At 48.9% G+C, this 25,131-nt stretch carries 25 protein-coding genes and 1 tRNA gene; 7 read left to right on the forward strand and 19 right to left on the reverse strand.

Annotated features, from left to right (window positions below; all coding sequences use genetic code 11):
* Window positions 1-78: 78 nt before the first annotated feature.
* The 13 genes from fliD to metX form a co-directional block, all read right to left on the reverse strand.
* Window positions 79-2,097, reverse strand: coding sequence for a flagellar filament capping protein FliD (gene fliD / locus AC52PS_RS04180; protein ID WP_495561782.1), 2,019 nt, complete (start codon window positions 2,095-2,097; stop codon window positions 79-81).
* 295 nt (window positions 2,098-2,392) lie between these two features.
* Window positions 2,393-2,881 (reverse strand): flagellar protein FlaG, encoded by a 489-nt coding sequence (locus AC52PS_RS04185; RefSeq protein WP_495561783.1) that lies wholly within the window; start codon window positions 2,879-2,881, stop codon window positions 2,393-2,395.
* A gap of 122 nt (window positions 2,882-3,003) precedes the next feature.
* The gene (locus AC52PS_RS04190) at window positions 3,004-3,858 is read right to left on the reverse strand and encodes a flagellin N-terminal helical domain-containing protein (protein WP_495561784.1); all 855 of its coding nucleotides are present in this window, start codon (window positions 3,856-3,858) and stop codon (window positions 3,004-3,006) included.
* Between the two features lie 516 nt (window positions 3,859-4,374).
* Window positions 4,375-5,235, reverse strand: coding sequence for a flagellin N-terminal helical domain-containing protein (locus tag AC52PS_RS04195; RefSeq protein ID WP_495561785.1), 861 nt, complete (start codon window positions 5,233-5,235; stop codon window positions 4,375-4,377).
* Window positions 5,236-5,657: 422 nt separating this feature from the next.
* Window positions 5,658-6,773, reverse strand: a complete 1,116-nt coding sequence (locus AC52PS_RS04200) for a tetratricopeptide repeat protein (RefSeq protein WP_495561786.1) — start codon at window positions 6,771-6,773, stop codon at window positions 5,658-5,660.
* Between the two features lie 91 nt (window positions 6,774-6,864).
* Window positions 6,865-7,674 (reverse strand): PilZN3 domain-containing protein, encoded by an 810-nt coding sequence (locus AC52PS_RS04205; RefSeq protein WP_495561787.1) that lies wholly within the window; start codon window positions 7,672-7,674, stop codon window positions 6,865-6,867.
* 137 nt (window positions 7,675-7,811) lie between these two features.
* Window positions 7,812-8,225, reverse strand: a complete 414-nt coding sequence (locus AC52PS_RS04210) for a cell division protein ZapA (RefSeq protein WP_495561788.1) — start codon at window positions 8,223-8,225, stop codon at window positions 7,812-7,814.
* 50 nt (window positions 8,226-8,275) lie between these two features.
* Window positions 8,276-8,938: a cell division protein ZapB gene (zapB, locus tag AC52PS_RS04215; RefSeq protein ID WP_495561789.1), complete on the reverse strand. Its 663-nt coding sequence runs from the start codon at window positions 8,936-8,938 to the stop codon at window positions 8,276-8,278.
* A 155-nt stretch (window positions 8,939-9,093) separates the two neighbouring features.
* Window positions 9,094-9,447, reverse strand: a complete 354-nt coding sequence (gene rplT / locus AC52PS_RS04220; RefSeq protein ID WP_024267573.1) for a 50S ribosomal protein L20 — start codon at window positions 9,445-9,447, stop codon at window positions 9,094-9,096.
* A 107-nt stretch (window positions 9,448-9,554) separates the two neighbouring features.
* Complete coding sequence (gene rpmI, locus AC52PS_RS04225) at window positions 9,555-9,755, reverse strand: 50S ribosomal protein L35 (protein WP_495561952.1); 201 nt, start codon at window positions 9,753-9,755, stop codon at window positions 9,555-9,557.
* Window positions 9,756-9,762: 7 nt separating this feature from the next.
* Window positions 9,763-10,311 (reverse strand): translation initiation factor IF-3, encoded by a 549-nt coding sequence (gene infC, locus AC52PS_RS04230; RefSeq protein WP_495561790.1) that lies wholly within the window; start codon window positions 10,309-10,311, stop codon window positions 9,763-9,765.
* A gap of 97 nt (window positions 10,312-10,408) precedes the next feature.
* A complete protein-coding gene (metW, locus tag AC52PS_RS04235; RefSeq protein WP_495561791.1) occupies window positions 10,409-11,011 on the reverse strand; it encodes a methionine biosynthesis protein MetW in 603 nt (200 codons plus the stop codon).
* Entirely contained in the window at window positions 11,011-12,162 is a 1,152-nt protein-coding gene (metX, locus tag AC52PS_RS04240; RefSeq protein WP_495561792.1) for a homoserine O-acetyltransferase MetX, read from the reverse strand. Before metX ends, metW begins: the two co-directional genes overlap by 1 nt.
* Window positions 12,163-12,279: 117 nt before the next feature.
* Between metX and AC52PS_RS04245 the strand changes: the two genes are divergently transcribed.
* The 5 genes from AC52PS_RS04245 (at window position 12,280) to AC52PS_RS04265 (ending at window position 16,989) form a co-directional block, all read left to right on the forward strand.
* Window positions 12,280-12,957, forward strand: coding sequence for a hypothetical protein (locus tag AC52PS_RS04245; protein WP_495561793.1), 678 nt, complete (start codon window positions 12,280-12,282; stop codon window positions 12,955-12,957).
* A 4-nt stretch (window positions 12,958-12,961) separates the two neighbouring features.
* Window positions 12,962-13,963: a hypothetical protein gene (locus tag AC52PS_RS04250; protein ID WP_495561794.1), complete on the forward strand. Its 1,002-nt coding sequence runs from the start codon at window positions 12,962-12,964 to the stop codon at window positions 13,961-13,963.
* 156 nt (window positions 13,964-14,119) lie between these two features.
* Window positions 14,120-14,902, forward strand: coding sequence for a flagellar filament outer layer protein FlaA (locus tag AC52PS_RS04255; protein WP_495561795.1), 783 nt, complete (start codon window positions 14,120-14,122; stop codon window positions 14,900-14,902).
* Entirely contained in the window at window positions 14,902-15,603 is a 702-nt protein-coding gene (locus tag AC52PS_RS04260) for a flagellar filament outer layer protein FlaA (protein ID WP_495561796.1), read from the forward strand. Before AC52PS_RS04255 ends, AC52PS_RS04260 begins: the two co-directional genes overlap by 1 nt.
* A 204-nt stretch (window positions 15,604-15,807) precedes the next feature.
* Complete coding sequence (locus AC52PS_RS04265; RefSeq protein ID WP_495561797.1) at window positions 15,808-16,989, forward strand: ATP-binding protein; 1,182 nt, start codon at window positions 15,808-15,810, stop codon at window positions 16,987-16,989.
* Here AC52PS_RS04265 and AC52PS_RS04270 read toward each other — a convergent pair.
* Entirely contained in the window at window positions 16,958-17,776 is an 819-nt protein-coding gene (locus AC52PS_RS04270) for a TatD family hydrolase (protein WP_495561798.1), read from the reverse strand. The genes AC52PS_RS04265 and AC52PS_RS04270 overlap by 32 nt on opposite strands.
* Before the next feature lie 63 nt (window positions 17,777-17,839).
* Here AC52PS_RS04270 and AC52PS_RS04275 point away from each other — a divergent pair.
* Window positions 17,840-17,926, forward strand: a tRNA-Leu gene (locus AC52PS_RS04275).
* Between the two features lie 495 nt (window positions 17,927-18,421).
* Here the strand turns inward: AC52PS_RS04275 and AC52PS_RS04280 are convergent.
* From AC52PS_RS04280 to AC52PS_RS04295, 4 genes are all read right to left on the reverse strand, one after another.
* Window positions 18,422-19,048 carry a DNA-3-methyladenine glycosylase I gene (locus AC52PS_RS04280; protein WP_495561799.1) on the reverse strand — a complete coding sequence of 209 codons (627 nt, stop codon included), beginning with the start codon at window positions 19,046-19,048 and terminating at the stop codon, window positions 18,422-18,424.
* A gap of 27 nt (window positions 19,049-19,075) precedes the next feature.
* Window positions 19,076-19,753 carry a protein-L-isoaspartate O-methyltransferase family protein gene (locus tag AC52PS_RS04285; RefSeq protein WP_495561800.1) on the reverse strand — a complete coding sequence of 226 codons (678 nt, stop codon included), beginning with the start codon at window positions 19,751-19,753 and terminating at the stop codon, window positions 19,076-19,078.
* Between the two features lie 178 nt (window positions 19,754-19,931).
* On the reverse strand, window positions 19,932-21,959 hold the full coding sequence (locus AC52PS_RS04290) for an ATP-dependent helicase (protein WP_495561801.1): 2,028 nt from the start codon (window positions 21,957-21,959) through the stop codon (window positions 19,932-19,934).
* Between the two features lie 43 nt (window positions 21,960-22,002).
* On the reverse strand, window positions 22,003-22,872 hold the full coding sequence (locus tag AC52PS_RS04295; RefSeq protein WP_495561953.1) for an RsmB/NOP family class I SAM-dependent RNA methyltransferase: 870 nt from the start codon (window positions 22,870-22,872) through the stop codon (window positions 22,003-22,005).
* Between the two features lie 92 nt (window positions 22,873-22,964).
* Here AC52PS_RS04295 and AC52PS_RS04300 point away from each other — a divergent pair, with 92 nt between their 5' ends.
* Entirely contained in the window at window positions 22,965-24,734 is a 1,770-nt protein-coding gene (locus AC52PS_RS04300; RefSeq protein WP_495561802.1) for a phospho-sugar mutase, read from the forward strand.
* A 61-nt stretch (window positions 24,735-24,795) separates the two neighbouring features.
* Here the strand turns inward: AC52PS_RS04300 and AC52PS_RS04305 are convergent, their stop codons facing one another.
* Window positions 24,796-25,083 carry a hypothetical protein gene (locus tag AC52PS_RS04305; RefSeq protein WP_495561803.1) on the reverse strand — a complete coding sequence of 96 codons (288 nt, stop codon included), beginning with the start codon at window positions 25,081-25,083 and terminating at the stop codon, window positions 24,796-24,798.
* Between the last annotated feature and the right edge of the window lie 48 nt (window positions 25,084-25,131).

The following is a 25,131-nucleotide window of genomic DNA, read 5'->3' on the forward strand; positions in this document are numbered from 1 at the left end:
AAAAAGCGGGGCTTAGGGGAAACAGAATACATATAGCCGCTCAGATATTCCCATGCGGGTCTGTTGTTCCCGCTGTGGTTACTCTGAGTTATTGTTCAGGTTTTCCAGGCCCTGTCTCTGACTTTCAAGGCTGTTAATTGCAGATTCCATGGTTCCGAACTGACGGCGCATCTCAGCCTCATAATCTTCCAGATATTCCTCGTAGTCGCGGATTTCGTCGTTGGTGGAGCTGATCATGGTGTCGTAGCGGGATGTTCGGTTGGCAATAATACCCCCGATTTCCACAAAAGGCCTTACCAGGGTATCCATTTCATAGGCTGCACCCTGGTCGGTAAGCAGATCCCCGTCGCCGTCCCTTCCAAAAAGTTCCTTCGCGGCCTGAAAATTGCTTGCAAGAGCCTGATCCAGGACTTCTTCGTTAATCTCCAGATACCCGCGCAAACGGCTTGCGTTTACGCCTCCTCCGCCCCCCCGGGAGGCATTGGTGCTGATTCCCATTTGGGCCAGCAATGCCAGATCACGTCCTGCACGGGTGTCGTAGCTGCTCATGGTTATGGTTTGAAGCCGGCTTTTTAGCGTGTTCAGTGTGCTGTCGCCCTGAAACATGCCCAGGCGTTCAGTGTATTTTTCCCGTTCTTCCTCGGTGAAATACTCGATTTCATCGATGATCTCCGGAGAGTTCCGTGTGAGGATATTCACATCCCGAATAATTTGGTTATAACTGGCCACCCATTCTATGAGTCCTTCCTTCACCAGTTCGCGGTCAGGCTCCACCCGCAGTTCGATCTCTTCGGGGGAATCCCGTCTCAGTTCCATGGTCACACCCGGAATTACATCGTCTATGGTGTTGCTTTGACGCTCGATGGTTATGCCGTCAACTTCCAGGATGGCATCCCGTGCATTGGCGACCGAGTTTTTCGGCCGAAGGTCTCCCCGGGCCGAGGGATCAATTACCTGGATGTTCCGGATGGAGAGATCTTTGAGTGTATTTGGATTACTGATGTTCAACGCATCCAGACGGGAGGTATAATCGGAAATCGGCACTTCAACGGTAATAAAATCGCCGCTCTCACGCACCTCCGGAAGGGGGATGGTCTGATTTCTGTTCCGTGCAAAAATGAGTTGATTAGCTTCGATTATCTCCTGGGGTTTGGGATCCGTCGGCTCGGGCAGATCTATGCTGCTGGGCAGGTCCGGAAGGCTTGCCTCCCGCAGGCTCACCGACCCTGTTTCCGGGGTCCCGGGTCCGGAGGGTGGAACCGGCTCGGATTGGCGGTACGATTCATTGCTTGCCAGCTTCACCTGGTACTGAAGAATCATCCCCGATTTAATGTTCACCGGTTCCCGAAAGGGTAGGGATAGATCCGCTCCCGGACCCAGCTGGAGAACTTCGCCGTCCCTGCTCAGGGGGAGGTTGTCCAGGTTTTTGGTCCATTGTTCCACCCGCGTTTCGCTCATATCTATAGATGCGCTGCTATCCCGGGCCCGTTCCACCCAGCCCAGTTCCAATGCAAGTTCCCGGGCATCATCTTCGAATCCCAGAGGATTTTCGCTGCCTTCTTTCAGGGCTTCAATGAGAATTACCTGGCTTCCGGGGCGGTTGTTTACCACCGAACTCCGCAGTAATTCCGGATCCCGACGGTTGAGGGCGTCGGAAAACTCCCTCAGACTACCTCCCCGGAAACGGAGCCGAACTGAATCATCCCCTACGGTAAAATTATAGATTCCCTGATCCACTTCCATTTCCCGGCTCAAATCGTCAGAGATGAAGCGGTCGGATCGTGCGACCTGAATAACCTTCACATCGGTGGTTCCTTCCACAGCTTCCCGTGTTGCCTGGGCTGTAAGCACAGAATCATTGCTGGAAACGGCATTCCGTTCGTTAAAAGGATTTTCAAAGCTGAAGAGACTCCGGGCGCTTTCACGGAGATTATTCAGACCGAGGTTCATTTCCTGCCAAACCTTCTTTTCGGTCTGATACGTTTGAAGCTCGGATTCCATCCGGTCAAGGCGGGTGCTTTCCGCTTCAACCAGTTCCTTCACCATGCTTTCAGTATTGAACCGGCTGGAAACACCGGGAATTGAAATATCAGACATTTTCTCATTTCCTGTATGCAGCCTGAATTATGTACTGCAGATTCTTTTTAAATTTCGTCATAATTTGTCACAAGGTAAAGAAGCTTTTCGCTGCCTTTTTACCCCCGGACCTTGATCGAAACCGGCTTGAATTATTGGTCGGTTCCTATACCTGTTCCTCCATTCTCAATGAGGAGTATATCCTGTTTCAGGGAAAAAATCGGGAGAGTGATGGGTATTTGACGTATTTACGGGAGATGAACAATCGGGAGAGAAATAACGTATAAAGGTGCATGTGCCGCTGGGCGGCTATGAATCACACTTCTTCGTCCACCAGCAATCCGATAAACTCCTGTATGCGATCGTGAAGTTTCTGCAGGGCGACAGGAGGAAGTTCTTTGATCACCTCATCGGTTACAGGGTCGATCACTTTCACAAGAATTTCATGATCATCATGATCAATGCTGTATTTCAGCTTGTGGGCAAAGGAGAGGTTTACTCGTTCAAGCTCCTTGAGCGCTTGCTGAACTTCCCGTTCCACTTCTTCCTGGCTGGCCTGCTGAACAGCCTGAGCTTCTTCAGAACGCCGCTGAGCGTCGATCTGCTGTTGCTGACGGGCTTCCGCCTGGAGTTGCCGGGTTTTCTGCTGCTGAGAGTTTCTCCTGCTGCCGGGTATGGAATAATCCCTCTGTTCGTTGTTTCCTGTGGGACTATTAACCGGTGAAGACGGATTCCCTCGGGAATCCTGGTTTGTCGCGGGACGGGGGCTTCCCTGGCCGGCCGCGCTGTGTATTTCAAATGACATATCTAACCTCCCTGTTAGAAAGTCTCCGCCCCCCCGAAAGAGGGCGGAGATGGCAATACGGAAAAGAAGAGACGTCCAGATCCTTCTTTCCCTAAGGTTTGAACGGAGTGTTCTGCCTGAAATTAGCCAAGAAGCTGAAGTACTGACTGGCTCTGTACATTGGCCTGTGCCAGCATGGCGGTGTTTGCCTGAGTGAGAATCTGATTTTTGGTGAATTCCACCATTTCAGATGCCATGTCGGCATCACGGATTCTCGATTCAGCTGCCTGCAGATTCTCTGCAGCAATGTCCACACCCTTTTGTGCCATTTCGAAACGATTCTGATAGGCACCCAGGTCGGCTCGCTGCTTGTTAATCACACTGAGAGCGGTATCTACCTGACCGATGGCCTGGTTTGCAGATTCAGGGGAAGAAATGTTAATAATTTCTCCATTGCCCTGTGCATTTGTCAGACCAAGAGATTCGGCAGTCATGGTACCGATGAACACCTGTTCATTCTGGTCCATGTTTGCACCCACGTGGAACTGCATGATCTGTCCGGTTGCACTGTCAGATGCAAATGCACCGGTGAGCATGTTCATTCCATTGAACTGTGCATGGCTTGCGATTCGGTTGACTTCGTCTACAAGCTGGGAAACTTCTACCTGAATCTGCATACGGTCTTCAGCTGTGTAAATACCGTTGGCAGATTGAACGGAGAGTTCCCGAATACGACCGAGAATATCGCCGGTGTTCTGCAGATAGCCTTCAGTAGTCTGAATAAAGGATACTGCATTACCGATATTCCTGCTTGCCTGGTTCAATCCTCGAACCTGAGAGCGAAGCTTCTCGGAAACCGCGAGACCAGATGCGTCGTCCGCTGCGCGGGTGATGCGTTCTCCAGAGCTCAGTTTTTCAATGGAACTCTGAGTTTCCTGTGTCCGCTCACCTAATGTACGGTTTGCGTACATTGCGCTCATGTTGTGGTTAATAATCATATAACCCCTCCTTGATATCTTCTCGAAGGCAATCCTTGCCTTCGGACCCGCTGTCTCGGCACATCAAAGCGCAATCCTTTGCACTTTGCTCCGTTCAGGCCGTTGTCCAGCGGAGTGATCTTACCTGACTTCTAAGTCAACTGGTGTGTTACGTGACAAAGAGCAAGACTGTGTACTTGGGAGCCAGAAGGTCGCTCCGCTCACAGCGGGAGGTTTTTCATCAGGCAGATCAAAGAGGGGACGTTGTCAAAGATCATTGCGCATGAAACAGAAGCAAAAGACCAAAAAAAACTTAAGGTTTCCCCAGTGTTTTGCCGATAATTCTGCTCCATCAGCATTAATAAGATTATATCATCTTGCTCCACATATCAAGTAAAGCCTTTGAAAAGCAGACGATATTCCAACAAAAACGGGCCTGAGGCCCCCTTTGGGGGACCTGCAGGCCGTCGGATACTGCAATTGTAAGGCTATAGATGTTGCACAGTTCAGCAGTTTCCGTATCAGGTCAAACCGGAATTATCCCAGGAGCTGAAGGACCGACTGGTTCTTCATGTTGGCCTGAGCGAGCATGGCGTTGGAGGCCTGAACCAGGATCTGGTTTTTGGTGAAATCAACCATTTCCTTGGCCATGTCAACGTCTCTGATCCGGCTTTCCGCTGCCTGCAGGTTTTCAGCACCGATGTCGATACCCTGAATTGCCATTTCCAGACGATTCTGGTAGGCGCCCAGGTCCGCACGCTGTTTGTTTACAGTTTTCAGTGCGGTATCAACAACACCGATGTTGGCGTTGGCCTGCTCGGGAGTGGAGATTGAGATAATCTCGTTGGTTCCCAGGTTTTTCACACCCAGGGCCGCCGCAGTCATGGTACCGATGAACGCCCGTTCTTTCTGGTCCATGTTGGCACCGATGTGGAATGCCATTTCCTGTACAGGAGTACCCGCGGCATCGGGTCGTGCGAAACGTCCGGTGAGCAGGTTCATACCGTTAAACTGGGCATGACTTGCAACACGGTCGATTTCGTCAACCAGCTGGCTTACCTCAACCTGAATCTGCATACGGTCTTCTGCGGAATAAATACCGTTGGAAGACTGTACGGACAGTTCACGGACCCGCTGAAGAATATCCTGAGTTTCCTGCAGGTAGCCTTCGGTGGTCTGGATCAGACTGATACCGTTGGATGCATTCCGGCTGGCCTGCTGGAGACCTCGAATCTGGCTTCGCAGTTTCTCAGAAACGGCAAGACCAGATGCATCATCACCGGCCCGGTTAATTCGTAAACCGGAACTCAGTTTTTCCATGTTCTTGGTAACGGCTTCATTGTTCACGCCGTTCTGACGCTGTGCAAACATTGCACTAAGATTGTGATTAATAATCATCATATCCTCCTTGAAGATGATTAGCGGATTCACGGGCATCCGTGCCCGTGATTTTTTCGCAAGATCCAGGATCCGATTTCAGGCAGCGGGCGAGTACATCCTTTTTACAGATATCCGCATCCTGAAATCATCACCCGGACCTTGGGAAAAAAATTGTGGATTCCACAATTTTTTTACGAATTTTCACTAAAGGGTATTATCCAAAACCCGATAGTATGAATAGGGAGAGATATGCTTCCGAAGAATCTGTGATCCCCGAACCTCTCCCGTATTAGAGCATCGGTAGAGATGGGGCGAAACTTTAAAAAAAAGATAAAAAAAGTGTTAAGCTTTTTTGAAAAATGCCGAAAGGCGGATGAGCCCGGCGAAAAGGTGATGAATTTCGGAAATTTGGGGTCTGCGGTCGGATAGGGCCGGGGGTTTTAGAGCTGCTCTTCAATATACGACAGGTACTGCCGAGCGATTTGATCCTCCGGATCTCCATGCAGAACCCGCAGAAACTGTTCCTGCGCATCCTCAAACTCTCCCATTTTGATCAGACAGATACCCAGATTGGAAAGGATTTTTACATCATCGGGACTCAGCTGCAGAGCCTCCTCCAACAGCGAACGGCTCTCATCCAGTCTGTTAATCTCCATGGCACAAATCGCCATCTCATTCAGCAGATCTGAACTGTTCCCTCCTCTGCTTCTGGCTATGGTGAAGGCGTTGTAACCCTCCTGGTAGCGTTTAAGACGTCGAAGTGCCCAACCTTTCAGGAACCAGGCGTTCCAAATCTCAGGCTGCATTTTGAGGAACTCTTCAATTTTCGCGAGCCCTTCGGTTTCCTTTCCTAAGCGGATAAAATCAAATGCTTCGTTAAACAATGCGTCCCGGTTGGAGCTGCCTTTCAGCTGGGAGAGGATCTGCTCAACCTCGGCTTTCTTGTCCGGATCGGAACTGATTTCCATGAAACGGGAAAATTCCTTTTTTGCCCTGCCGAATGACTGTTGCCGGAGAAAAAAATAGCCGGCATATAAATGGGCTTCAGGTAATTCGGGTTTTTGTTGAAGAGCGCTGATATATGCACTGAATGCGTACTCTTCAAAACGTTTCTGCTCCGGTTCATTGCCCAGTTTTTCATATCCCTCAGCTCGCTGATCGTACATCAGGGCAAGATTCAGGGTGGACCGGGGATTGTCAGGCTGCAGTCCCTGAAGGGCCAGAAAAAGTTCTTCGGCTAAATCCCAATCGTTGTTCTGGGCTTTAAGGATGGCTGTCTGGGTGAGCTCCTCCAGAATGCCGGGCTTTACCGCCAGAACAAACTGGCGGAAATATCCCCCATTCTCATTGTCCTGGTCGTAGGCAAGAACTTTCAACATTCCGGTAACAATCATCTCCCAGCTCAGATTGGCAATATCCCAATCTTCTTCATCGCTTCCGGTTTCCACAGGCAGCATAATGTCCGGCCGAAGCTGGAATCCGCCGATCTCTTTCTGCATGGCTTCGGGCAGGGAGATGTATATCAGATGTTCAAGTTTTTCGTGGGAATGTTTCATATAAAATCCTTTACGGGCTTCGATAGATAACGCCTTGGGTATACATACGCCTATCGATTAAAATCCAACGGCGCCATCTGCACTCAGTCGGCTATTTACGTTTTTTCAGTTTCAGATACTGATTCAGGCGCAGTTTATATTCTGTGGGGATAGCTTTTTCATCAAACTGTATGGCAAAAGCCGCCAGGTCTTTCCTTCCCTGAACTTCCTCAAAGCGAAGAACTTTCCCGGCGATCTGAAGCTGCAGATCCGGATCTTCAAATTTCAGCGTCAGCAGCGAGGGTTTGTTCACCAGAAATGCAGGTACGCCGAAGATAATAACCTTAGCGCCGCCGAAGGAAATATCCCTGAGGATGCATTTTCTGGGGATATTATCGATGCTTATTGCTACACTGTCCTTTGCGCTCAGTCCCAACTCCTGCTGAACTTGCGGATTCATGACAATTCTTTCATCCTTTCGTTCGTTTGAACTGGTCTGGGCCTCAAGAAGTTCTCCGAGACGGAAAATGAGTTCATCGGGGGGGCGATGTGCGAACTCCAGGTTCAGGAAATTCAGGTCGGGTTTTTCCGGATGATACGGTGCGTAGCTCACTACCCGGCCTTTCATGAAAAAGCTCACAGGATTGCCCTTGTCTTTTTGAAGAAAGCTGTAGTTCAGACTGACCATTCGGTTTGCCTGTTCGATCACTTTTTTGATAGGTGTTTTGACGTTTACAACCAGCTTGGCGGAGGTCATGGAACTGGAGTAGAGAATACACGGCCACTGATATCCCAGGCAGCGAAGATGAATACCTTTGGTATTCAGCATCAATGCACGGTTAATATCTTTGTTGAACAGTACATCCTGTTCGCTGAAGCGGTCGTATAATTTTGAGATTTGCTGGCTCGTAACAACAGACATTTGGGCTGATAATAGCGAAAGCGTGAATGACAGTCAATTCAATCCGGTGAAAAAATGAGGGAGGGGAAGAATTGCTCGAACAGGCGGCACAAACATTCAATACACATGCAATCGACATGCACCGGCTCTGAGTCGAGTCAGATACCCTGCTCGTCAGATGCGAGGAGTGGCAGCGGTTCATCGATGGCTGCTTCCTCAAGAGTGCTGCTGATGCGGTGTATCAGATTCATGGTGATTCTTTCCGCCTCTTCCAGTTCGCTGCTGTCAATTGTCGATTCCCCGGGGTTTACAGCATCCTGCAGTGATGCATCTTCGTTTGTCTGCGGGGCAGGGGAGGGCTGAAGCCGGCTTTGACCCGCTGCCCCCGTCTTAAAAAGATCATCCACCACCAAAATACCTGCCAAAATGGCCAGCTTTACAGGATCCCGGGTTTCCACGCTGCTCCTAATCTCCTCGATCTTGGATTCATAGAACCTGGTAACCTGCTCCAGATATACAGGATCCTCATCCGATTGGAGAGTAAAGCTTGTTCCCAGCATTTCCACCTTCATGCGTTTCCTCGCTGACCTGAGTTTGTGGGGCGTAGCATCATCATCCGGATTTAGAAAATATCCAGTTGACCTTCCCGTGATTCCTCTTCAGATTCTTCATCGAATTCTTCAGATGAATCGTCGCTGATGCCTTCATTGTCATTCAGGGCATCATCGATATTGGATTCTTCCAATCTGTCTTCTTCATCCAGGTCGGATTCATCATCTTCACTGTCCTGCTCTTCTTCAGAAAAGCTGCTGTCAGGGTTGCCCAGATCAACTTCTTCTTCATCGGTCTGCAGCGTTTCTTCTTCGGAATGAACGCGGGATGTTTCTGCGCCGCTTTTTTCCGCTGAATCGCCATCTCCCACAATATCCGGGGTGGTAACACCGGCTTCCCGGGCTTCAATTTCTCTCTGTACCGCATCGGCTTCCTGTTCCGCAAGCACGCTGGCTTCAGGATCCTCTTTCATCGTACCCACAACCTGTTCCAGACTGTCAAGATGTTCCAGAGCATTGATGATTCCCTGTTCGATCTCTCCCTGTTCATCCCGGTACTGATCTATCAGGTTTTCAAGTTCGGCGATCCGTCCTTCATAATTGCCCAGCCGGTTTTTCAGTAAACGGTTCTCTTCCTTGTACTGACTGATAAGTTCCACTGCTTCCTGAATTTTGCTTTCAAGTTTCTTAATCTGGTCTATGCTGATCATGGTTAACCCCTCTGCTGTGATCAATAATACAGTATACGAAGCACATCCTTATCTGTCCATGTTGAATCCGAAAAAAACGGGGGCGGCGAAAAAACACCGGGTAGCATCAGGCCGTGGTCAGGCACGATACTGATCCGTGTTTCTTTGCCGCCCCCGCCGGGGATGCACTTCACATAACCCTATAGGTGTTTTTTGGCGGTTTCTACAACTGCCTTGAACGCCTTGGGGTCTTCAATTGCAAGATTGGATAATACTTTTCTATTAATTTCTACATTTGCCTTATTCAGACCGTTGATAAAACGGGAATATGACAGGCCTTCTTCCCGGACTGCTGCGGAAATACGGGCAATCCATAAGCGGCGGAATTCCCGCTTCTTGTTCTTTCTATCCCGATATGCGTACTGAAGACTCTTCTTCAATGCATCTTTTGCGGTGGTGTGAAGAGTGCTTCGCCGTCCGTAGAAACCTTTCGTTTCTTTCAGAATTTTTTTCCGGCGGCTTTTGCGCCGGGTACCGTCTACTGCTCTTGGCATTTTTTTCTCCTTGATGAGTTCCGTATACTATTACGGGCTCGATTTTTCATTGCTTGCCGGTTCTTCGGTAGCCAACCACCTGGAACCAGGCCTGTTCCTCCCCGGTACTAGCCGTAGGGGAGGATTTTCCGGATACGGTCATTCTCAGCAGGGCTGAGAATTCCGGCTTTCCGGAGTTTTCGTTTCCGCTTGGTGCTTTTCTTGGTGAGGATGTGGCGAAGCCCCTGCTTCTTATACCGCACCTTGCCGCTGCCGGTCACCTTATAGCGTTTTGCCGCAGATCTGCGGGTTTTCATTTTCGGCATGATACCCTCTCTATTTTTTCTTGGCTTTTGGACTGAGAATCATACTCATGAACCGGCCTTCCATTTGGGGGGCACGGTCAAGGTTGTAATTCTCTTCGCCCAATAGCTCTAGTACTTTATGAAGTACATCCTTTCCTAAATGTGTGTGGGCAAGTTCTCGTCCGCGGAATCGTATCGTAACCTTACACTTGTTGCCATCCTGCAAAAATTCAAGCACATGTTTGGTCTTGAATTGCAGATCGTGACCTTCAATTTTCGGTTGCATACGGATTTCTTTCAGTTTTACCTGAGTCTGGTTCTTCTTGGACTCGCGGTTCTTCTTGTCCATCTCGTATTTATACTTTCCGTAGTCAATGAGCTTACATACCGGGGGTTTGGCATTGGGGGAGACTTCGACCAGGTCGAGGTCCCGCTCCCGGGCCATCTCCAGGGCCTTATCGGTGGATACTACACCTAGCTGTTCCCCGTCGTCTGCGATGAGACGAACCTCTTTGACCCGGATTTGCTCGTTAATTCGATGGTTCTTTGCGGACAATATGCCTCCCTTAGTTTTGACCATGATATTGGAATTTCACGGATTGACAATGTAGCATTGTCTTATAAAAAGGTCAAACCACCGGGCATGAATTCATCATATTCTCAGAGAGTGTAAGTAGTTATTTCTCTTCCAGGAGCATACACACCTGTGTTGCCAGGAGATCCCGCCCAATTGTCAGGGGTTTTCCCCGCTCGTTCAGGCAAATTTCATCGGTAATTCTCAGCCCCAGCTCTCCGCACAGCTGACGGAAGTCTTTTCTGGTGCAAAAATGGATGTTCGGCGTATTGTGCCAGCTGTACGGCAGATTTTTATTCCTGGGCATAACTCCCCGGAACATCAGCTGGCGTCGATTTCTCAGATGTCCGAAATTGGGAAAGTTCACAATAAGGTTCCTTCCAACTCTGAGCATTTCCTTGAGAAGAAATACCGGGTCCTGGAGCATCTGCAGAGTCTGGTTGAGAATAACATAGTCATAGCTCTTGCTGGGGAAGTCCTTCAAGCCCTCATCCAAGTCTCCCTGAAACACAGATAAACCTTTCCGGATGCAGCTGAGCACCATATCCTCTTCAATATCCACTCCTCTGCCTTTACATCTGCGTTCTTCCTGAAGCCTGAGCAGGAGATCACCGCTTCCGCAGCCCAGATCTAGTACCCGGCTCCCGGGACGAACCAGTTTGGCAATTTCCTCGTAGCTGAACCGTGTAGGATCATAATTGTGCATCAGCGGCGCCCCTCCATTGCTGAGTTCAGAAAAGACGAGACGATAATTTCCTGCCGTCCGGTTTCCAGAAGGAAGGCATCGTGTCCGTAGGGGCTGTCAAGTTCGGTGTATGACACATCCTTTCCCCTGCGCATCATGGCGTAGACCAACTCCTTGGACTGGTAGCTGGGAAACAGCCAGTCGCTGGAATACGAGATTACCAGAAAGGAAGCTGTGGAGCGGTCGATGGTGCTATCCATTGTACCGTAGCGGGATGAAAAATCATAATAATCCATGGCCTTGCTCAGGTAGATATAGGAATTGGCATCAAAACGCTCAACAAACTGATCCCCCTGATATTCAAGATAGCTTTCCACCTGAAACTGATCGGAGAAATCAAAATTGAAGTCATCCCGGGTTTGAAGTCTTCGTCCAAATTTCATCCGCATGGATTCCTCGGAAAGATAGGTGATATGTCCCACCATCCGGGCGATTGACAAGCCCTGGCGGGGTAAGTGATCCCGGCCGTAATAATGACCTCCATTCCAATGGGGGTCGGACATGATTGCGTTCCGTCCCACGGCATTGAATGCTATACCCTGGGCACTGAGACGCCCGGTGGATGCGATGACGATTGCAGTTCTTAATCGCTCGGGATAGCGAATGCTCCATTCCAGTACCTGCATTCCTCCCATGGAACCCCCGGCGATTGCCAGCAGCTGATCAATCCCCAAATGATCAATCAGTATTCTTTCGGTTTCCACCATGTCCTGGATGGTGATTACCGGAAAATCCAGGGCATAGGGGTCCCCACTGGCAGGATTAATGGATCCGGGCCCGCTGGTGCCGGTGCATCCTCCCAGGGTATTGGAGCAAATAATGAAATAGCGGTCGGTATCAAATGCTTTGCCGGGTCCGATCATCGAATCCCACCACCCCGGTTTCCGGTCATCCGGGCTATGGTATCCTGCGGCATGAGCGTCTCCGGAAAATGCATGTACAATAAGTACAGCGTTGGACTTATCGGCATTGAGTGTTCCATAACATTCGTATCTGATATTCAATGGACCGAACTCCACGCCGCTTTCAAGAGTCAGTGCGTGTGTATCATCAATATAGAGATCATGCTGCCGTACCAGGCCGAGCCCTGGCAGTTGTGCTCCTTCTGTCATTAGCTCTCCTTGGGATTTCACATACTTGCACCCTCAAAGTACTGCTGTCAATACTTGCTCTGAAACATGCTGTTGTGGTAGGTTCTTTTCACTATGCAGCTGTTTATATTGTTTTCCATGCCCCTATATATGGGCCAGCTTATCCATTGGCACAGAGATGATATTCAGGATCTCTCTCAACTCCGCGCATCGGCAATAGGAGGGGTCGTCTTTGGTGCTCTCAGTGCAGCTGTGTTTTTTACACTCTATATGCTGGTTTCCGTCTCAATTCAGATCCTTCCCCTTTATCTGTATCATGCGGTGCTGTACTTCCTGGTTCCGGTGTTTTTTCTGGTCCTGATGGGCCGGGGGAAGTTGAAGAAAAATGGAGTTGACGGCGCTGCCGCTTCCCTGTTGATCCGGGTGCAGTTCACCGGGTTTTTCCTTTTTTTTAATGCCGGATTGTATTTCATTCATTCCGGAAACTACAATCAATTTATACTTCTTGTTTTGCCGCTGCTCTATTTGATACTTATTCCGATTCTTGCTCGGATCATGATCAGATCACGCCGTTTTGAAAAGCACTGGACGTTCATTATGTACATGAGTTTTTTCCTTGTCCTCATCGCTGCTCCGGTAACTTCAGTACTCTTTGCGCTGTTAAAGTATTTCTGGGGTTGGACCGCAGTGTTAATTACCCTTTTAATCCTCATTCTGACCGACAGATTTTTCAACCGTCTGGAGCAAGATATTCAATACCGTCTGGAGCTGGAGAGAAAAATTAAGCCTCTTGTCCGGGCGTTTTCCGGACGTTGATGCCATGCTTGGCAAGGAAAGGAAGAGTTCACAGAAAAACATTCATATACTCATCTTCCTCATCTTTCTTACCGCCCTTCCGCTTCTGTCCTGCGGATCTGAACCTGACATTCTTCTTATACTCGATCCGCCTCTGAAACGTCAGCTTATCTACGAGCTTCAGCAACAGGGTGGACAGAACTTGTCCCCCCTTAGCGGTACCCCTGCGGATTCGGCTTCCCTGCAAAAAGCGCTCAGGCGATACTTCCGCCAGCGGGGATATACCCTGGAAATTGTTACCGTTTCCCCCGACGATGTTCTGGAAAACGAAATTACCATGAGTGCACAACTATTGGCTGATTTACCTTCCCGGTCCATGGACCGTTATTCGGCTCTGATCCTTGCGCCTTGGCAGAGGAAACTTGGGGAGGAAATTTCTGGTATGGAGGCAGCCCCGGAACATATCTATGTATTGGGTCAGGTATCCCCGGAGTATCCGCTTCTTATGGGTATATATCTTATTCCCGATTTTGGCGATCCCGCACTATTCGATCATATTCAGCAGCGTAGGGGGGAGGGGACTCTGATTTATGATCCGGAATATATAGAAGCATCCGTTGAGGCCATACTCGGCAACGCTACATCAACGGACGAAACATCCGGAAGAAATCCGGACAGCATATCTATTCTCAAGCGCTTATCCTCAGAATTTCCTCCCTCGGCGATCCACAGTACTGGAAACATGACCCCGGGTGACCTGGAGGATCGGCTTGCACAAATGGCTGAAGGGGAAAAAGCGCCCCTGACTCTGTATCTGCTGCTATCTCCGGAAGAGTTGGGATCGCTTACCCTTCCCCCGAAAAGCTTCAGTGAGGTGATCGCCACGTTGTATCAACCTGATATTGTAATCCGGGGAGGCTTCCCCTTCAGCTTTTTACGAATGTTGAGCCGGATTCCCGAACATTTTGAGGCGGGGGATCGGGAAAATATCTTTATTTCTGTGCCCTTTTTCATCTATAATAAGTAATAAAGAAATTCAGTCGATACTTTCTATTGCATTTGTCGCCAAAAAGTTTAATATAGAAAAGGGTGACTGTAATCCTGTTTGACAGGGGACTTCTGACCACCTATAATTTCGACGTAGACTAAGAGGGTTTACGATTAGCATTCAAAGGAGTGGAGAATGAGACGAGGCAGCGTGCTTACATTATGCCTGATGGCTCTGATATTTCTACTTGCTTCAAACCTTTTCGCACAAAACGATACAGAGAATCTCCAGTCTCGTATAATTGAGCGATTTGATGATCCCGCAGGTACGGATCTTTACGGTACCCGCCAGAACTTCCGTTGGATTGTCAGGGGAAGCAAGTTTATCACTGAAGGATTTCCCCAGTTTGCATGGGTGGAAACCTATCCTGAGGCTTTATACAACCGAAACAATCCCATCCCTCCGGGAGTGACTCCCCGAGCCCTGGGTGCTCAGGCTGCATTTGACAGACAGGGGTATAATTACCTTGAGTTTATTCCGGTTGAAGATCAAGACGGTGAAGATGGACCTGTTCCAACAGGTATTGAGATTCCCGGAATTGTAAAAAACCTGGATTTTTGGGTTTGGGGTTCCAATTACAATTTCTACATGGAAATTCATCTTCAGGATTATCGGGGAATCAGTCATGTGCTCCGGGTTGATGATATCAACTACCGGGGTTGGCAGAATCTCAGGGTTAACATTCCCACATCCATACCTCAGAATGTTACCTATGTACCCCAGCGCAAGGGTCTTGAACTCGTGAAGATCGTGCTCTGGACAACACCAGATGAGAATGTCAGCGGCTTCTATGTGTATCTTGACCAGATTAAAGTGTTCACCGATGTATTCCAGCAGCCCTTCGACGGCGAAATCCTCTCGGATCCCGATGAAGTTGACCAGTTGTGGAATCAGGGAACTCAGGGAGGAGCTAACTAATGAAGAAACTCATACTGATTTCCATAATGTTTTTACTGGCCGCCGCTGCGGTTTCTGCTCAGGCTACAGAGCCCGATCCTACACAGATCGGCGTGGATACGGCACAGCAGGCGCTGCAGGAAGTATCCATTTCCAAGTTCGAAGATCCGGGATTCTGGTCCGTCCACATCCCACTGGATGACGGAGTGGTCGCTCACAGGCGTTTTGAAGGCGGTCCTCTGGAAAAAGAGCCCATCGAAGCTGAAGAAAGTGCAAATATCGATGAGCCCGATGAATATGTTCTGGGTGTGCGGGTGGATTACTTCCGACGGGGAAACACCACTATTTCAATATCACCTGTTCGACCGATTCAGGTACCCGGCATTACCAAAACCATATCTATGTGGGTGGTAGGCCGGAATTTCAATCATGTCCTGAATGTTGTGGTTGAAGATTTTTTCGGCCGCAGATCAACCCTGCCCATGGGAACCCTGAACTTTTCCGGATGGAAACGCCTCACTGTTGCGATTCCTCCCTCTGTGGCACAAAAGAACGCCCACTATAACAATCAGCAAGGATTGAAGATTATCGGGTTTACCATCGAGCCGGCCATGCTTGAAGCATACGGTACATATTATGTGTACTTTGACGATCTCCGGGTATGGACAGACCTCTTCAGCGAAGATAACCGGGATCCCGACGATATGGTGGACGGTTGGTAAACCATCCGATCAGAAATTAATATTTTGCAGTAACGAACACCGTCCGTTGGATACCACGGACGGTGTTTTTTTATCTCCATCTTTTTCCGGTGTATATTGCTGACTGAGCACAAGATTTCCTGGTGCCGTAAAAGGAGGCGTGGGGAAATAAATTGACGCTCTGCGTTGCGCACATTGAAAGTCGATAGTACAATCATACCCACCATGAAAGCGACTGAAAATCTGCTCAGACGATCCGATTTCTTCTCAATACTCAGCGATGAAGATCTTCAGAAAATCGCCCCTCATTTTGAAAGCGTTGAGTATTCCGGCGGCACAGTGATCTTGAAAGAGAACACCGTAGCTGACTGCTTATATGTCATTCAAAATGGTTCCGTTGAGATTTGGAAAAATTTTGGAACAGAAAAGGCTGCACGACTGGCAGTACAGACCACCGGACACATTTTCGGTGAAATGGCACTGATTGATGATGAGCCGAGAAGCGCTACTGTACTTTCCGCTGAGGACAGCAGCTTTTTGTACATGCATAAACAGACTTTCATGGATCTCAGTGAGAAGTATCCTTCAATCATGCTGGCAGTTCTCAGGGCGCTGAGCCGGATGATTCGAACCAGCAATGACAGCTTTATAAAAAGCCTCAGTAAGCAGAATACCGAACTCCAGCAAGCTTTGGATGATCTGCGCACCACTCAGAAAGAGCTTATCCGTTCAGAGCGTTTCTCCAACCTTGGCAAACTGTCCAGCCTTATAATTCATGACCTGCGAAACCCCCTCTCGGTAATCAAAGGATACGGTGAAATGCTCCAGGTTCTTAATGATCAACCGGAGCAGGTACAGGAGTATTCTCGGAAAATTGTCCAGGAGGCCGAGCGGCTGAATCAGTTTGCTGAGGAACTGCTGGATTACAGTCGAGGCGAACTCAGACTTCGATGGGTGTTTACCTCTCTGCCAATGATTTTTCAAAAAGTTCAGCAGTATTTGGAAAAGAGTCTCCAGAAGACAAACATAGAATTTTCTATCAGTCATGATGGAAACGATCCGTTTTATGTGGATGAGGGGCGATTAATTCGTGCCATTGTTAACCTGTGCGATAATGCCCGTAAGGCGATGCCACGAGGGGGATCACTTTCAATTTACGGACGAGTCGGGGAAAAGGATATCGCAATCAGCATTCAGGATAATGGCCTTGGTATGGACAAGGATGTCCTGGCCCATATTTTTGAACCTTTCTACTCTTCCTCACAGGGCGGAGGTACAGGTTTGGGAATGGTCAGCGTGAAAACTATTATCGAAGCTCATAAAGGAGTAGTGCAGATAAACAGCCGGGTCAACCATGGCACAACCGTCAGTCTTGTTATTCCCCGTGCCCAGGTATTGCCTGAATAAAATTCTCCCGCACAATTTCGCTTAAATCCTTCATTGGAATCTTTCGCAGCTGTGAAAAGAACTCATAAACATACCGGACATTCTCAGGCTGATTCGGTTTTCCCCGGTGGGGAACCGGGGTCAAATAGGGAGCATCAGTCTCAAATAACACCCGATCCAGTGGGACAGCCCGGGCAGCTTCCTGAATGTTCACCGCATTTTTAAATGTCAGGTTTCCAGCAAAACTAATGTATATCCCCAGATCCAAAAATTTCTTCATGACATCCTGATCCGAAGAAAAACAATGCATAATTCCTTCCACTGGACGGGACTTCAGAACACTGAGAATGGCTTCGTCTGCCTCCCTGTTGTGAATTACCACCGGTAGCCCGGCCTTCGAGGCGAGCTCAAGCTGGGCATAGAACAGTTCAGCCTGCAGCTCCTCCGTTCCGTAATCCCAGTGGAAATCCATGCCGATTTCTCCCAGTGCCCAAAGAAGACGGTCGGCTTTTCTGCGGTTCAGCTCTTCCTCCAGCCGGTGGAGTAAATGAGTACGATCTTGATCTGTTGAAAAACTGGGATACAATCCGATGCTGTAACCGAAACCCGGATGCTCAGCGCAGTATTCCCGTCTTCGGTCGATCTGTTCAAGATCCACTGCAATATCCATTCCGCCTTGCAGGCCCGAGTCAGAAGCACTGGAAACCACATTTGCGGGATCAAACCCGCGGTTCGCAGATTGAAGGATATGAAAATGGGAATCAATAAAATATAAATCAGTATTTTCGTTTGTGCCGTTTTTTACCATAAGCGACAGTATAGCAAATGCTTGACCACTTATGAAATGCTATAGTAATATCAGCCAGATCTCGCCGGAGTGGTGGAATTGGTAGACACAGGGGACTTAAAATCCCCCGGCTAGAACATAGCTGTACGGGTTCAAGTCCCGTCTCCGGTAAAAAATAGACCCCAGGATGGGGTCTTTTTTTTTACCGAAAATAAAGACGGACTTGAACCATAGGCCAAAAAAAGTACAGGAAGTGCTTTTTCAAGGTGCGTAGCAATTCAAGTCCCGTCTCCGGTAAAAAATAGACCCCAGGATGGGGTCTCTTTTTACCGAAAATAAAGACGGACTTGAACCATAGGCCAAAAAAAGTACAGGAAGTGCTTTTTCAAGTTGCGAAGCAATTCAAGTCCCGTCTCCGGTAAAAAATAGACCCCAGGATGGGGTCTTTTTTTACCGAAAATAAAGACGGACTTGAACCATCGGCCAAAAAAAGTACAGGAAGTGCTTTTTCAAGTTGTGTAACAATTCAAGTCCCGTCTCCGGTATGCATAAAAAAAGATCCCGAAGGGGTCTTTTTTTATGCAATTCTGGAGAAACGACGGGACTTGAACCGAAGGCCGAGCGAAATTGAACGGAGAGAGATTTTGCGGAGTCCTGCGAAGCAATTCAAGTCCCGTCTCCGGCGGCTATTTCTGCAAGTTCGCGGCATTCGTGGTGCCGGAAACAGCCGATTATATGGTCGTTCACCATTCCCACAGCTTGCATAAATGCATAGACGATTGTCGGACCCACAAAATTGAATCCCCGTTTTTTCAATTCCCGGGATATTTCCCTGCTCAGGTCGGTTTCGGTTGGGATCTCCTTTAATTCAGTAAAATGATTCTGTATAGGGTGAAAATCGATTCGGCTCCATAAGAACTCGCTCAAACGTTCCCCGTTTTCTTTCATTCTGCAGAAAGCTTCGGCATTGGCAATGATAGATCTGATTTTCAGTTTGTTGCGAATTATACCCGGGTCATTCAACAACCGTTCTATTTCGGCATTGCCGTATGTTCTGATAATATCAGGATTGAAATCAGCATATGCGCGGAAATAATTGTTCTGCTTTTTAAGAATGGTAAGCCAGCTTAAACCTGCTTGCTGTCCGTCGAGACAGAGCTTGGCGAATAATTCATTATCATTGAAATTCGGGACTCCCCAAACTGTATCATGATAATTTTCATAGATTTGAGAGCCTATACACCAGGGACATCGTTCGGGATTGGTTTGCTTTTCGGATTCAACGGGGGTCATGTGGACTCTTTCCTGTGTTTCTTAATATTATTCACCGTTCCTGATAAAGGGTACAAAGCGAAACCCTTCAAATCGTTCTGTATGAGTCCTCCCCGAAGGGGAATGCTCAATTTTCATTATAGCATTGCCTACAGGAATTATCATAATGCCCGGTGAAGACAGTTGTTCCAGCAGTTCATCGGGGATTTCGGTTGCAGAGGCTGAAACCAGAATTCGATCAAACTTTATTCCGGGAATTCCTGCACTGCCGCCCGCAACTTTGAAGTGTATTTCTGAAGATTGTTTCAAAGCTGGCGATCTCTGTTTTCCCAGTTCCGTTTTCCACCGGCGAATATTCTTTCGGGAGATATTGAGAAGCTCTGGTATGCGTTCTACCGGATGTACGCTGCCTCCAGGAGCGCACAGAAGGCTCAAAAGAGCGGTAGTCCATCCCGAGCCCGAACCGATATCCATTACCCGGTTGCCCGCCTCAGGGGCCAGGAGCTGAAGCATAAAGGCTACGGTGAAGGGCTGGCTGTTGGTCTGACCGAATCCTATGGGGATTGGATAATCACCGTACATATCTTCCGGATCGGGTTGCCTGGGAACAAAAAATTTCCGATCTGTCAGCTGAAAGGCCCGGATGAGCCGGGGAGACAAATGGATCTTTTCCGATGCAAGTCTGCCGGTAATCTGCCTGATCAGTTCACTGTGTGTTTGGGCCACGATTTCCTCCTGGATTACCGGATCTCCTCGCCCGAGCAGGAAAATTCTGAAACCCGAAGTTCGGCCCGGGATTAGCCCCAAGTCAGCCTGGGAATTGAAATCGGCATTGGACCAGAAATTAGACCAGAAGTCAGAGAGCCGGGGGTACAGGGTATTCGTGTTTCCCAGCCGGGGAAGGTTATTCTTCCACTGCGGCAAATTTTTTCTTCATCAGCTCGAAGTAGTTGTGAGCTTCCTCCTCACTAATTTCTGTATCCGGTTCCTTAATATCAATGAGTTTTTCGGGTATTTCTTCAATAAATGGGCTCACTGTCATACTCATCAGATCTCGCAGCACCTTTCTTTGCTGGCACGAGGTAAGATACAGTTTCATTTTCGCCCTGGTAAGGGCTACGTAAAAGAGTCTGCGTTCCTCTTCCATGTTGTCTTCATAGCTTCCCGCATCATTCTCTTCAAGACTGCGTTGGTGGGGGATGATATTTTCTTCCACTCCGGCTATAAACACCACATCAAATTCCAACCCTTTGGCGGAGTGAATGGTCATGAGGTTCACTTTGCCTTCCTCTCCATCGTCGTCATCCTTGCCGGCAAGGGTAATTCGGTTCAGGTAATTGAAAACACTGGGGCTCAGGTTGTCGGGGTCTTTTTCCCATTGCTCCAGGCTTGAAGTGAAAAGCTCAACATTCCTGAGCTTGAATTTGGCAACCCGCTCGTTATTGGGGTGTTCGCCTACTAAATGTCCCCAGTAGTCGATTTTGGCTATCAGAGCTCTCAGTGATTGTGCAAGGTCTTTTCCGCTCAGGAGTTTGGGCCGAAATTCGGTGATCAGTTCCAGGAAATCTTCAATATCTGCCCGGGCCCGCTTACCGATGGGGCTGTCATTGGCAAGAACCAGAGCCTGCATAGCGCCGTAGAGGCTCATTCCCTGGCCCTGGGCAAGTTCTGTCATGTGCTCCAGAGTTCTCTTTCCAATACCCCGTCTGGGGGTGTTCATAATCCGAAGCAGACTAATGTCGTCATCCGGGTTTGCAAGACAGCGCAGATAGCTGATCATATCTTTCACCTCAGGACGCTCGAAAAAACTGGTTCCGCCTGTGATTCGGTACGGAAGGTTTCGGGCCATCAGTTCTTCTTCAATCCCCCTGGCCAGCGCGTTGGTACGAATGAGAATGGAGATTTCATGGTAGTGGATCTGTTCTTTGAGGTTAAGAGTCTGAATCATGTCGCAGATAAACCGGGCTTCAGCCCGTTCATCCTGGGGCTGGTAGAGTTCAATGGGTTTTCCCCCGTCTCCTCCGGTCCAAAGAGCTTTGATTTTTCGGTTCTTATTGTTCTTGATCAGGTGGTTCGCCGCGTCCAGAATGGTACCTGTGGAACGGTAGTTCTGTTCCAGCTTAATTTCCCGCAGCTCGGGGAAATCCCGTTCAAAGTTTCTGATGTTATCGAAATTGGCCCCTCGCCAGGAATATATTGACTGATCGTCATCACCCACAACACAAATATTTCTGCTTCCGTCGGCGAGGAATTTCATCAGTTCATACTGCTGGATTGATGTGTCTTGAAACTCATCCACCATGATGTACTTATAACGCTTGCGGTATTCTTCCAGGACCTCTGGATGTTGCTGAAACAGGTCGATAGGCAGACGGATGAGATCATCAAAGTCCAGGGCGTTATACAGTTTTCTGTGGCTCTGGTATTCATCGTACAGGGGCTGGAGACTGTCGTCTATTTCGGGATCACTCCAACTGGAGCGTCGGGTTTTGATTCGCGAGAATGTGTTCATACAGTGATTTAAGTCCAGGTACTCCAGGCTCCATTTCAGTTCCCTGGCACATTCCTTGATTAAACTGCGCTGGTCGTTGGTATCGTAAATACTGAAATTTTCCCTCCATCCCAGGAGTGTGATGTGCTTTTTCAGGATTTGTACGCCGAAGCTGTGAAAGGTTGATACGGTGAGCTGGGGAAGTTTCCGGCCAACCAGTTCTTTGACCCTGCCGGCCATCTCCCGGGCTGCTTTGTTGGTGAAGGTGAGGGCGAGTATTGAGCTTTGATTAATGCCCTGATCGAGCATTTCTGTTATCCGGTAGGTGATAACCCTGGTCTTGCCCGATCCTGCACCTGCAATGATGAGCAGAGGGCCTTCCAGATTTGTTGCTGCCTCATACTGCTCTGGGTTGAGCAGAGATTTTAACTGTGTTGACATATGGCCTTTTCTATCACACAGAAGCAGGACTTGGAAGCACTTATCAACTCAGTCGTCGGATTCTGCTGAAATAGATTGGGCCACGTCCTTCTGCCCGATCGGGAAGAATTATGTGACCGAAGGATGTATCTTCTACCCAATCAGGCAGCCGATCCGCTTCGGCCCCGGTAGATCTACGGTATGTTCTGTCATTCCGGGTGATCAGGGTCATTTCCTGTTTCTTGAGCATTCGCATGAATACCCGGTCAAGTACCTGGTCGTTCTCCAGGGGGGAGAGGGCACAGGTAGAGTACACAAGGGTTCCCCCGGGTTTTAAAGCTCTCAGTGCGGAGAGAACAAAGCTATACGACTGCTGGGCCAGCCGGGCACTCCTGGAGGGGCTCCACTGATCCAGATGCTTGGGATCGTTCAGTAGATGCCGCTCGCTGGAGCAGGGCACATCCAGAAGAATTTTTTCATATGCATTTTGCTCATGGAGTCCCCATTTCCCCGCATCGTGGCCGGTAATTCTGAGATAGCTCTGAAAATGTTCCGGGACAAACTGACTCACCACCTGCTTCAGTCTGCCTCTACGGGTTGCCGAACGTTCATTCAGCACAAAGCGGAACGATTCCCCGGGCGTTAATCCGCCGGAGATTAGGTCCGAGAGAATTACCAGACTTTTCCCCCCGGGGGCGGCACAGAGATCAAGGATGCTGTTGTGAGTTTGAGCTTCAAGGTATCTGGCGGGATACAGGGACGCTTCATCCAGAAAATAGGAATCAAGAAGCCCCGACTTAAGCTCATGGTGGCTTGGACTTTTCAGGAGAGATCTCCTTAGCTTTGGCCACCGTTCGCCGAACATATCCCCATAGAAATGAGAGAACTTCTCCTTTTGTGCTTCTCTGTCGATCTTTTTCCGCTTTTTTGCCATCTTCACAGGAGGGTATCATATAATTGAATGAGAAGAATAGTTGACAGAGCGCTTGACGACTTCGTAGTATTTGCAGCAGTACAGGAGGAATAATGGATAGCAAAGCCATACGCGCGCGGGCTCAGGAATATGTTGACCAGGAACAGAATGAGTCATTTCGCAGTGAAGTTGAAGCTCTTCTGAAACAAAACAATGATGATGAACTTTTTGAACGATTTTATACTGATCTGAGCTTCGGTACCGGAGGAATTCGGGGAGTAATGGGTGGAGGATTCAACCGCATGAATCCGCTGGTCATTCAGCGCACAACCCAGGGATTGGCCAATTACCTCCTTGAGCATGGCATTAAGGATCAGCAGGGCCGTCTCTCGGTGGCTATCGCCTACGACAGCAGGAATAATTCGCCCCTGTTCTCATCCACTGCTGCTCAGGTCCTGGCGGCCAATGGAATACATGTATATTTGTTCAGCTCGCTGCGCCCCACACCGGAGCTGAGCTTCACCGTCCGTGAATTGGGCTGTACCAGTGGAATCGTGTGTACCGCCAGCCACAACCCCAAGAAATACAACGGCTACAAGGTATACTGGCAGGACGGAGCCCAGATTACCCCCCCCCATGACTCCGGTATCATCTCTCAGGTGAAGGCGGTTAACGGCCCTGTTAAGTCTATGGACTTCCAGGATGCCTTGGATCAGGGGCTGGTGGAGTACATCGACGCGGACTTGGACAATAAATTTGTGGAGATGGTGAAGCGCCAGGTGGTACGCCCGGATATGCTCATGAAGGGTCCCCACGATTTGAAGGTTGTGTATACGCCTTTGCACGGGACCGGAACCATGATGATCGAACGGGTCATGAACGAGCTTGGTATATCTGTTAGCATTGTACCCGAGCAGCGGGATCCCGATGGGGATTTCCCCACTGTTGAATTTCCCAATCCCGAAGAGGCCAGCGCCATGAAGCTGGCTCTGGAACTCGCCCGGAAGGAAGACGCCGATCTGGTTATCGGAACCGATCCGGACGCGGACAGGGTTGGAATCGCCGTTAAGTCGGGAGACGATTACGTACTTCTCAATGGAAACCAGCATGGGGTTCTGCTCACAGATTACATGTATGGTTCCATGAAAGAACTGGGAACTCTTCCCAAGCGGCCGGCGTTCATCAACACCATCGTGAGTACCGATCTGCAGAGGAAAATCGCTTCTAAATACGGAGCCGAAGTATTCGAAACCCTTACCGGATTTAAGTGGATCGCCTCGAAAATCCGAGAGCTGGAGGAAAACAACGGTCCTACGTATGTAATGGGTGGAGAAGAAAGCTATGGTTTTATGATCGGAAATGAGGTCCGCGATAAGGATTCAATTTCCGCCACTGTGGTAACCATAGAGATGGCTCTGTATTACCAGCAACAGGGAAAGAGCCTTCTGGACCGGCTGGACGAGATCCATAGGGAATTCGGGCTGTACCAGGAAACACTAATCAGCAAGTATTTCGAAGGTGCCAATGGGGTGGGAATCATGAACGGTATGATGGCCGGGCTCCGTGAGCATCCTCCTGCTGAAATTGCGGGCATTGCGGTTTCGTCCGTACGGGATATTCAGGATGGTACAACTCTGGATATCCAGACCGGTTCAAAGACCAAAAATATTGATTTACCCTCGTCCAATGTACTTCAGTTTATCCTTTCAGATGGAAGCATTATTTCCGCCAGACCTTCCGGTACTGAGCCGAAAATTAAGTTTTATGCTTCAGTGAAGGATGAACCGGGTAAAGAACTGGATGCATCAAGAAAACGTGTCCGGGAGAAAATTGAAGGAATTGAATCGTTTATTGAGTCGGTGATTGCAGCGGCGAAACAATAATCCACACAGATTTGGAAGGGAATAACCATGGGGGAGGAGACTGTCGTTGACTGCTCCTCCCTCAGCGTCCCTTTCTCCTGCGTTTGGCGCCCTTCATCTCTGTGAATATTTGGCGGATTTTCACTTCATCGGCGCTGCCCTGTTTAAGGGATTCATCGAGGCGTTCCATGTAGCGCTCTTCCATATTGTACAATTCTTCCTCGAGGCTTTTATCCCAAATTCTGTGAATGAGCTTCTTCGGTTCCTCGTACAGGGCCAGCAGATCTTCGGCCAGCTGTACCGAAAGGTACCAGCGAACATCATCAATTTCCAAATCGTATTCTTTCATGAGCTTTTCACTGTTCAACATGCAAGCCTCCGAAGGCCAAGTATGGTTCAGTGTGCAGGATTTTACAAG

The sequence above is a fragment of the Salinispira sp. genome (genome assembly GCF_059431795.1).

Excerpts from the sequence above, each read along its gene's own strand:
- AC52PS_RS04265 (WP_495561797.1), top strand. The coding sequence starts at position 15,808 with ATGAAAGCGACTGAAAATCTGCTCAGACGATCCGATTTCTTCTCAATA.
- AC52PS_RS04290 (WP_495561801.1), bottom strand. The coding sequence starts at position 21,959 with ATGTCAACACAGTTAAAATCTCTGCTCAACCCAGAGCAGTATGAGGCA.
- AC52PS_RS04280 (WP_495561799.1), bottom strand. The coding sequence starts at position 19,048 with ATGACCCCCGTTGAATCCGAAAAGCAAACCAATCCCGAACGATGTCCC.
- AC52PS_RS04255 (WP_495561795.1), top strand. The coding sequence starts at position 14,120 with ATGAGACGAGGCAGCGTGCTTACATTATGCCTGATGGCTCTGATATTT.
- infC (WP_495561790.1), bottom strand. The coding sequence starts at position 10,311 with ATGGTCAAAACTAAGGGAGGCATATTGTCCGCAAAGAACCATCGAATT.
- AC52PS_RS04260 (WP_495561796.1), top strand. The coding sequence starts at position 14,902 with ATGAAGAAACTCATACTGATTTCCATAATGTTTTTACTGGCCGCCGCT.
- AC52PS_RS04210 (WP_495561788.1), bottom strand. The coding sequence starts at position 8,225 with ATGAAGGTGGAAATGCTGGGAACAAGCTTTACTCTCCAATCGGATGAG.
- AC52PS_RS04205 (WP_495561787.1), bottom strand. The coding sequence starts at position 7,674 with ATGTCTGTTGTTACGAGCCAGCAAATCTCAAAATTATACGACCGCTTC.
- AC52PS_RS04195 (WP_495561785.1), bottom strand. The coding sequence starts at position 5,235 with ATGATTATTAATCACAATCTTAGTGCAATGTTTGCACAGCGTCAGAAC.
- fliD (WP_495561782.1), bottom strand. The coding sequence starts at position 2,097 with ATGTCTGATATTTCAATTCCCGGTGTTTCCAGCCGGTTCAATACTGAA.
- metW (WP_495561791.1), bottom strand. The coding sequence starts at position 11,011 with ATGCACAATTATGATCCTACACGGTTCAGCTACGAGGAAATTGCCAAA.
- AC52PS_RS04190 (WP_495561784.1), bottom strand. The coding sequence starts at position 3,858 with ATGATTATTAACCACAACATGAGCGCAATGTACGCAAACCGTACATTA.
- AC52PS_RS04270 (WP_495561798.1), bottom strand. The coding sequence starts at position 17,776 with ATGGTAAAAAACGGCACAAACGAAAATACTGATTTATATTTTATTGAT.
- AC52PS_RS04250 (WP_495561794.1), top strand. The coding sequence starts at position 12,962 with ATGCTTGGCAAGGAAAGGAAGAGTTCACAGAAAAACATTCATATACTC.
- AC52PS_RS04295 (WP_495561953.1), bottom strand. The coding sequence starts at position 22,872 with ATGGCAAAAAAGCGGAAAAAGATCGACAGAGAAGCACAAAAGGAGAAG.
- AC52PS_RS04305 (WP_495561803.1), bottom strand. The coding sequence starts at position 25,083 with ATGTTGAACAGTGAAAAGCTCATGAAAGAATACGATTTGGAAATTGAT.
- AC52PS_RS04300 (WP_495561802.1), top strand. The coding sequence starts at position 22,965 with ATGGATAGCAAAGCCATACGCGCGCGGGCTCAGGAATATGTTGACCAG.
- AC52PS_RS04245 (WP_495561793.1), top strand. The coding sequence starts at position 12,280 with ATGCCCCTATATATGGGCCAGCTTATCCATTGGCACAGAGATGATATT.
- rplT (WP_024267573.1), bottom strand. The coding sequence starts at position 9,447 with ATGCCAAGAGCAGTAGACGGTACCCGGCGCAAAAGCCGCCGGAAAAAA.
- AC52PS_RS04200 (WP_495561786.1), bottom strand. The coding sequence starts at position 6,773 with ATGAAACATTCCCACGAAAAACTTGAACATCTGATATACATCTCCCTG.
- AC52PS_RS04185 (WP_495561783.1), bottom strand. The coding sequence starts at position 2,881 with ATGTCATTTGAAATACACAGCGCGGCCGGCCAGGGAAGCCCCCGTCCC.
- metX (WP_495561792.1), bottom strand. The coding sequence starts at position 12,162 with ATGACAGAAGGAGCACAACTGCCAGGGCTCGGCCTGGTACGGCAGCAT.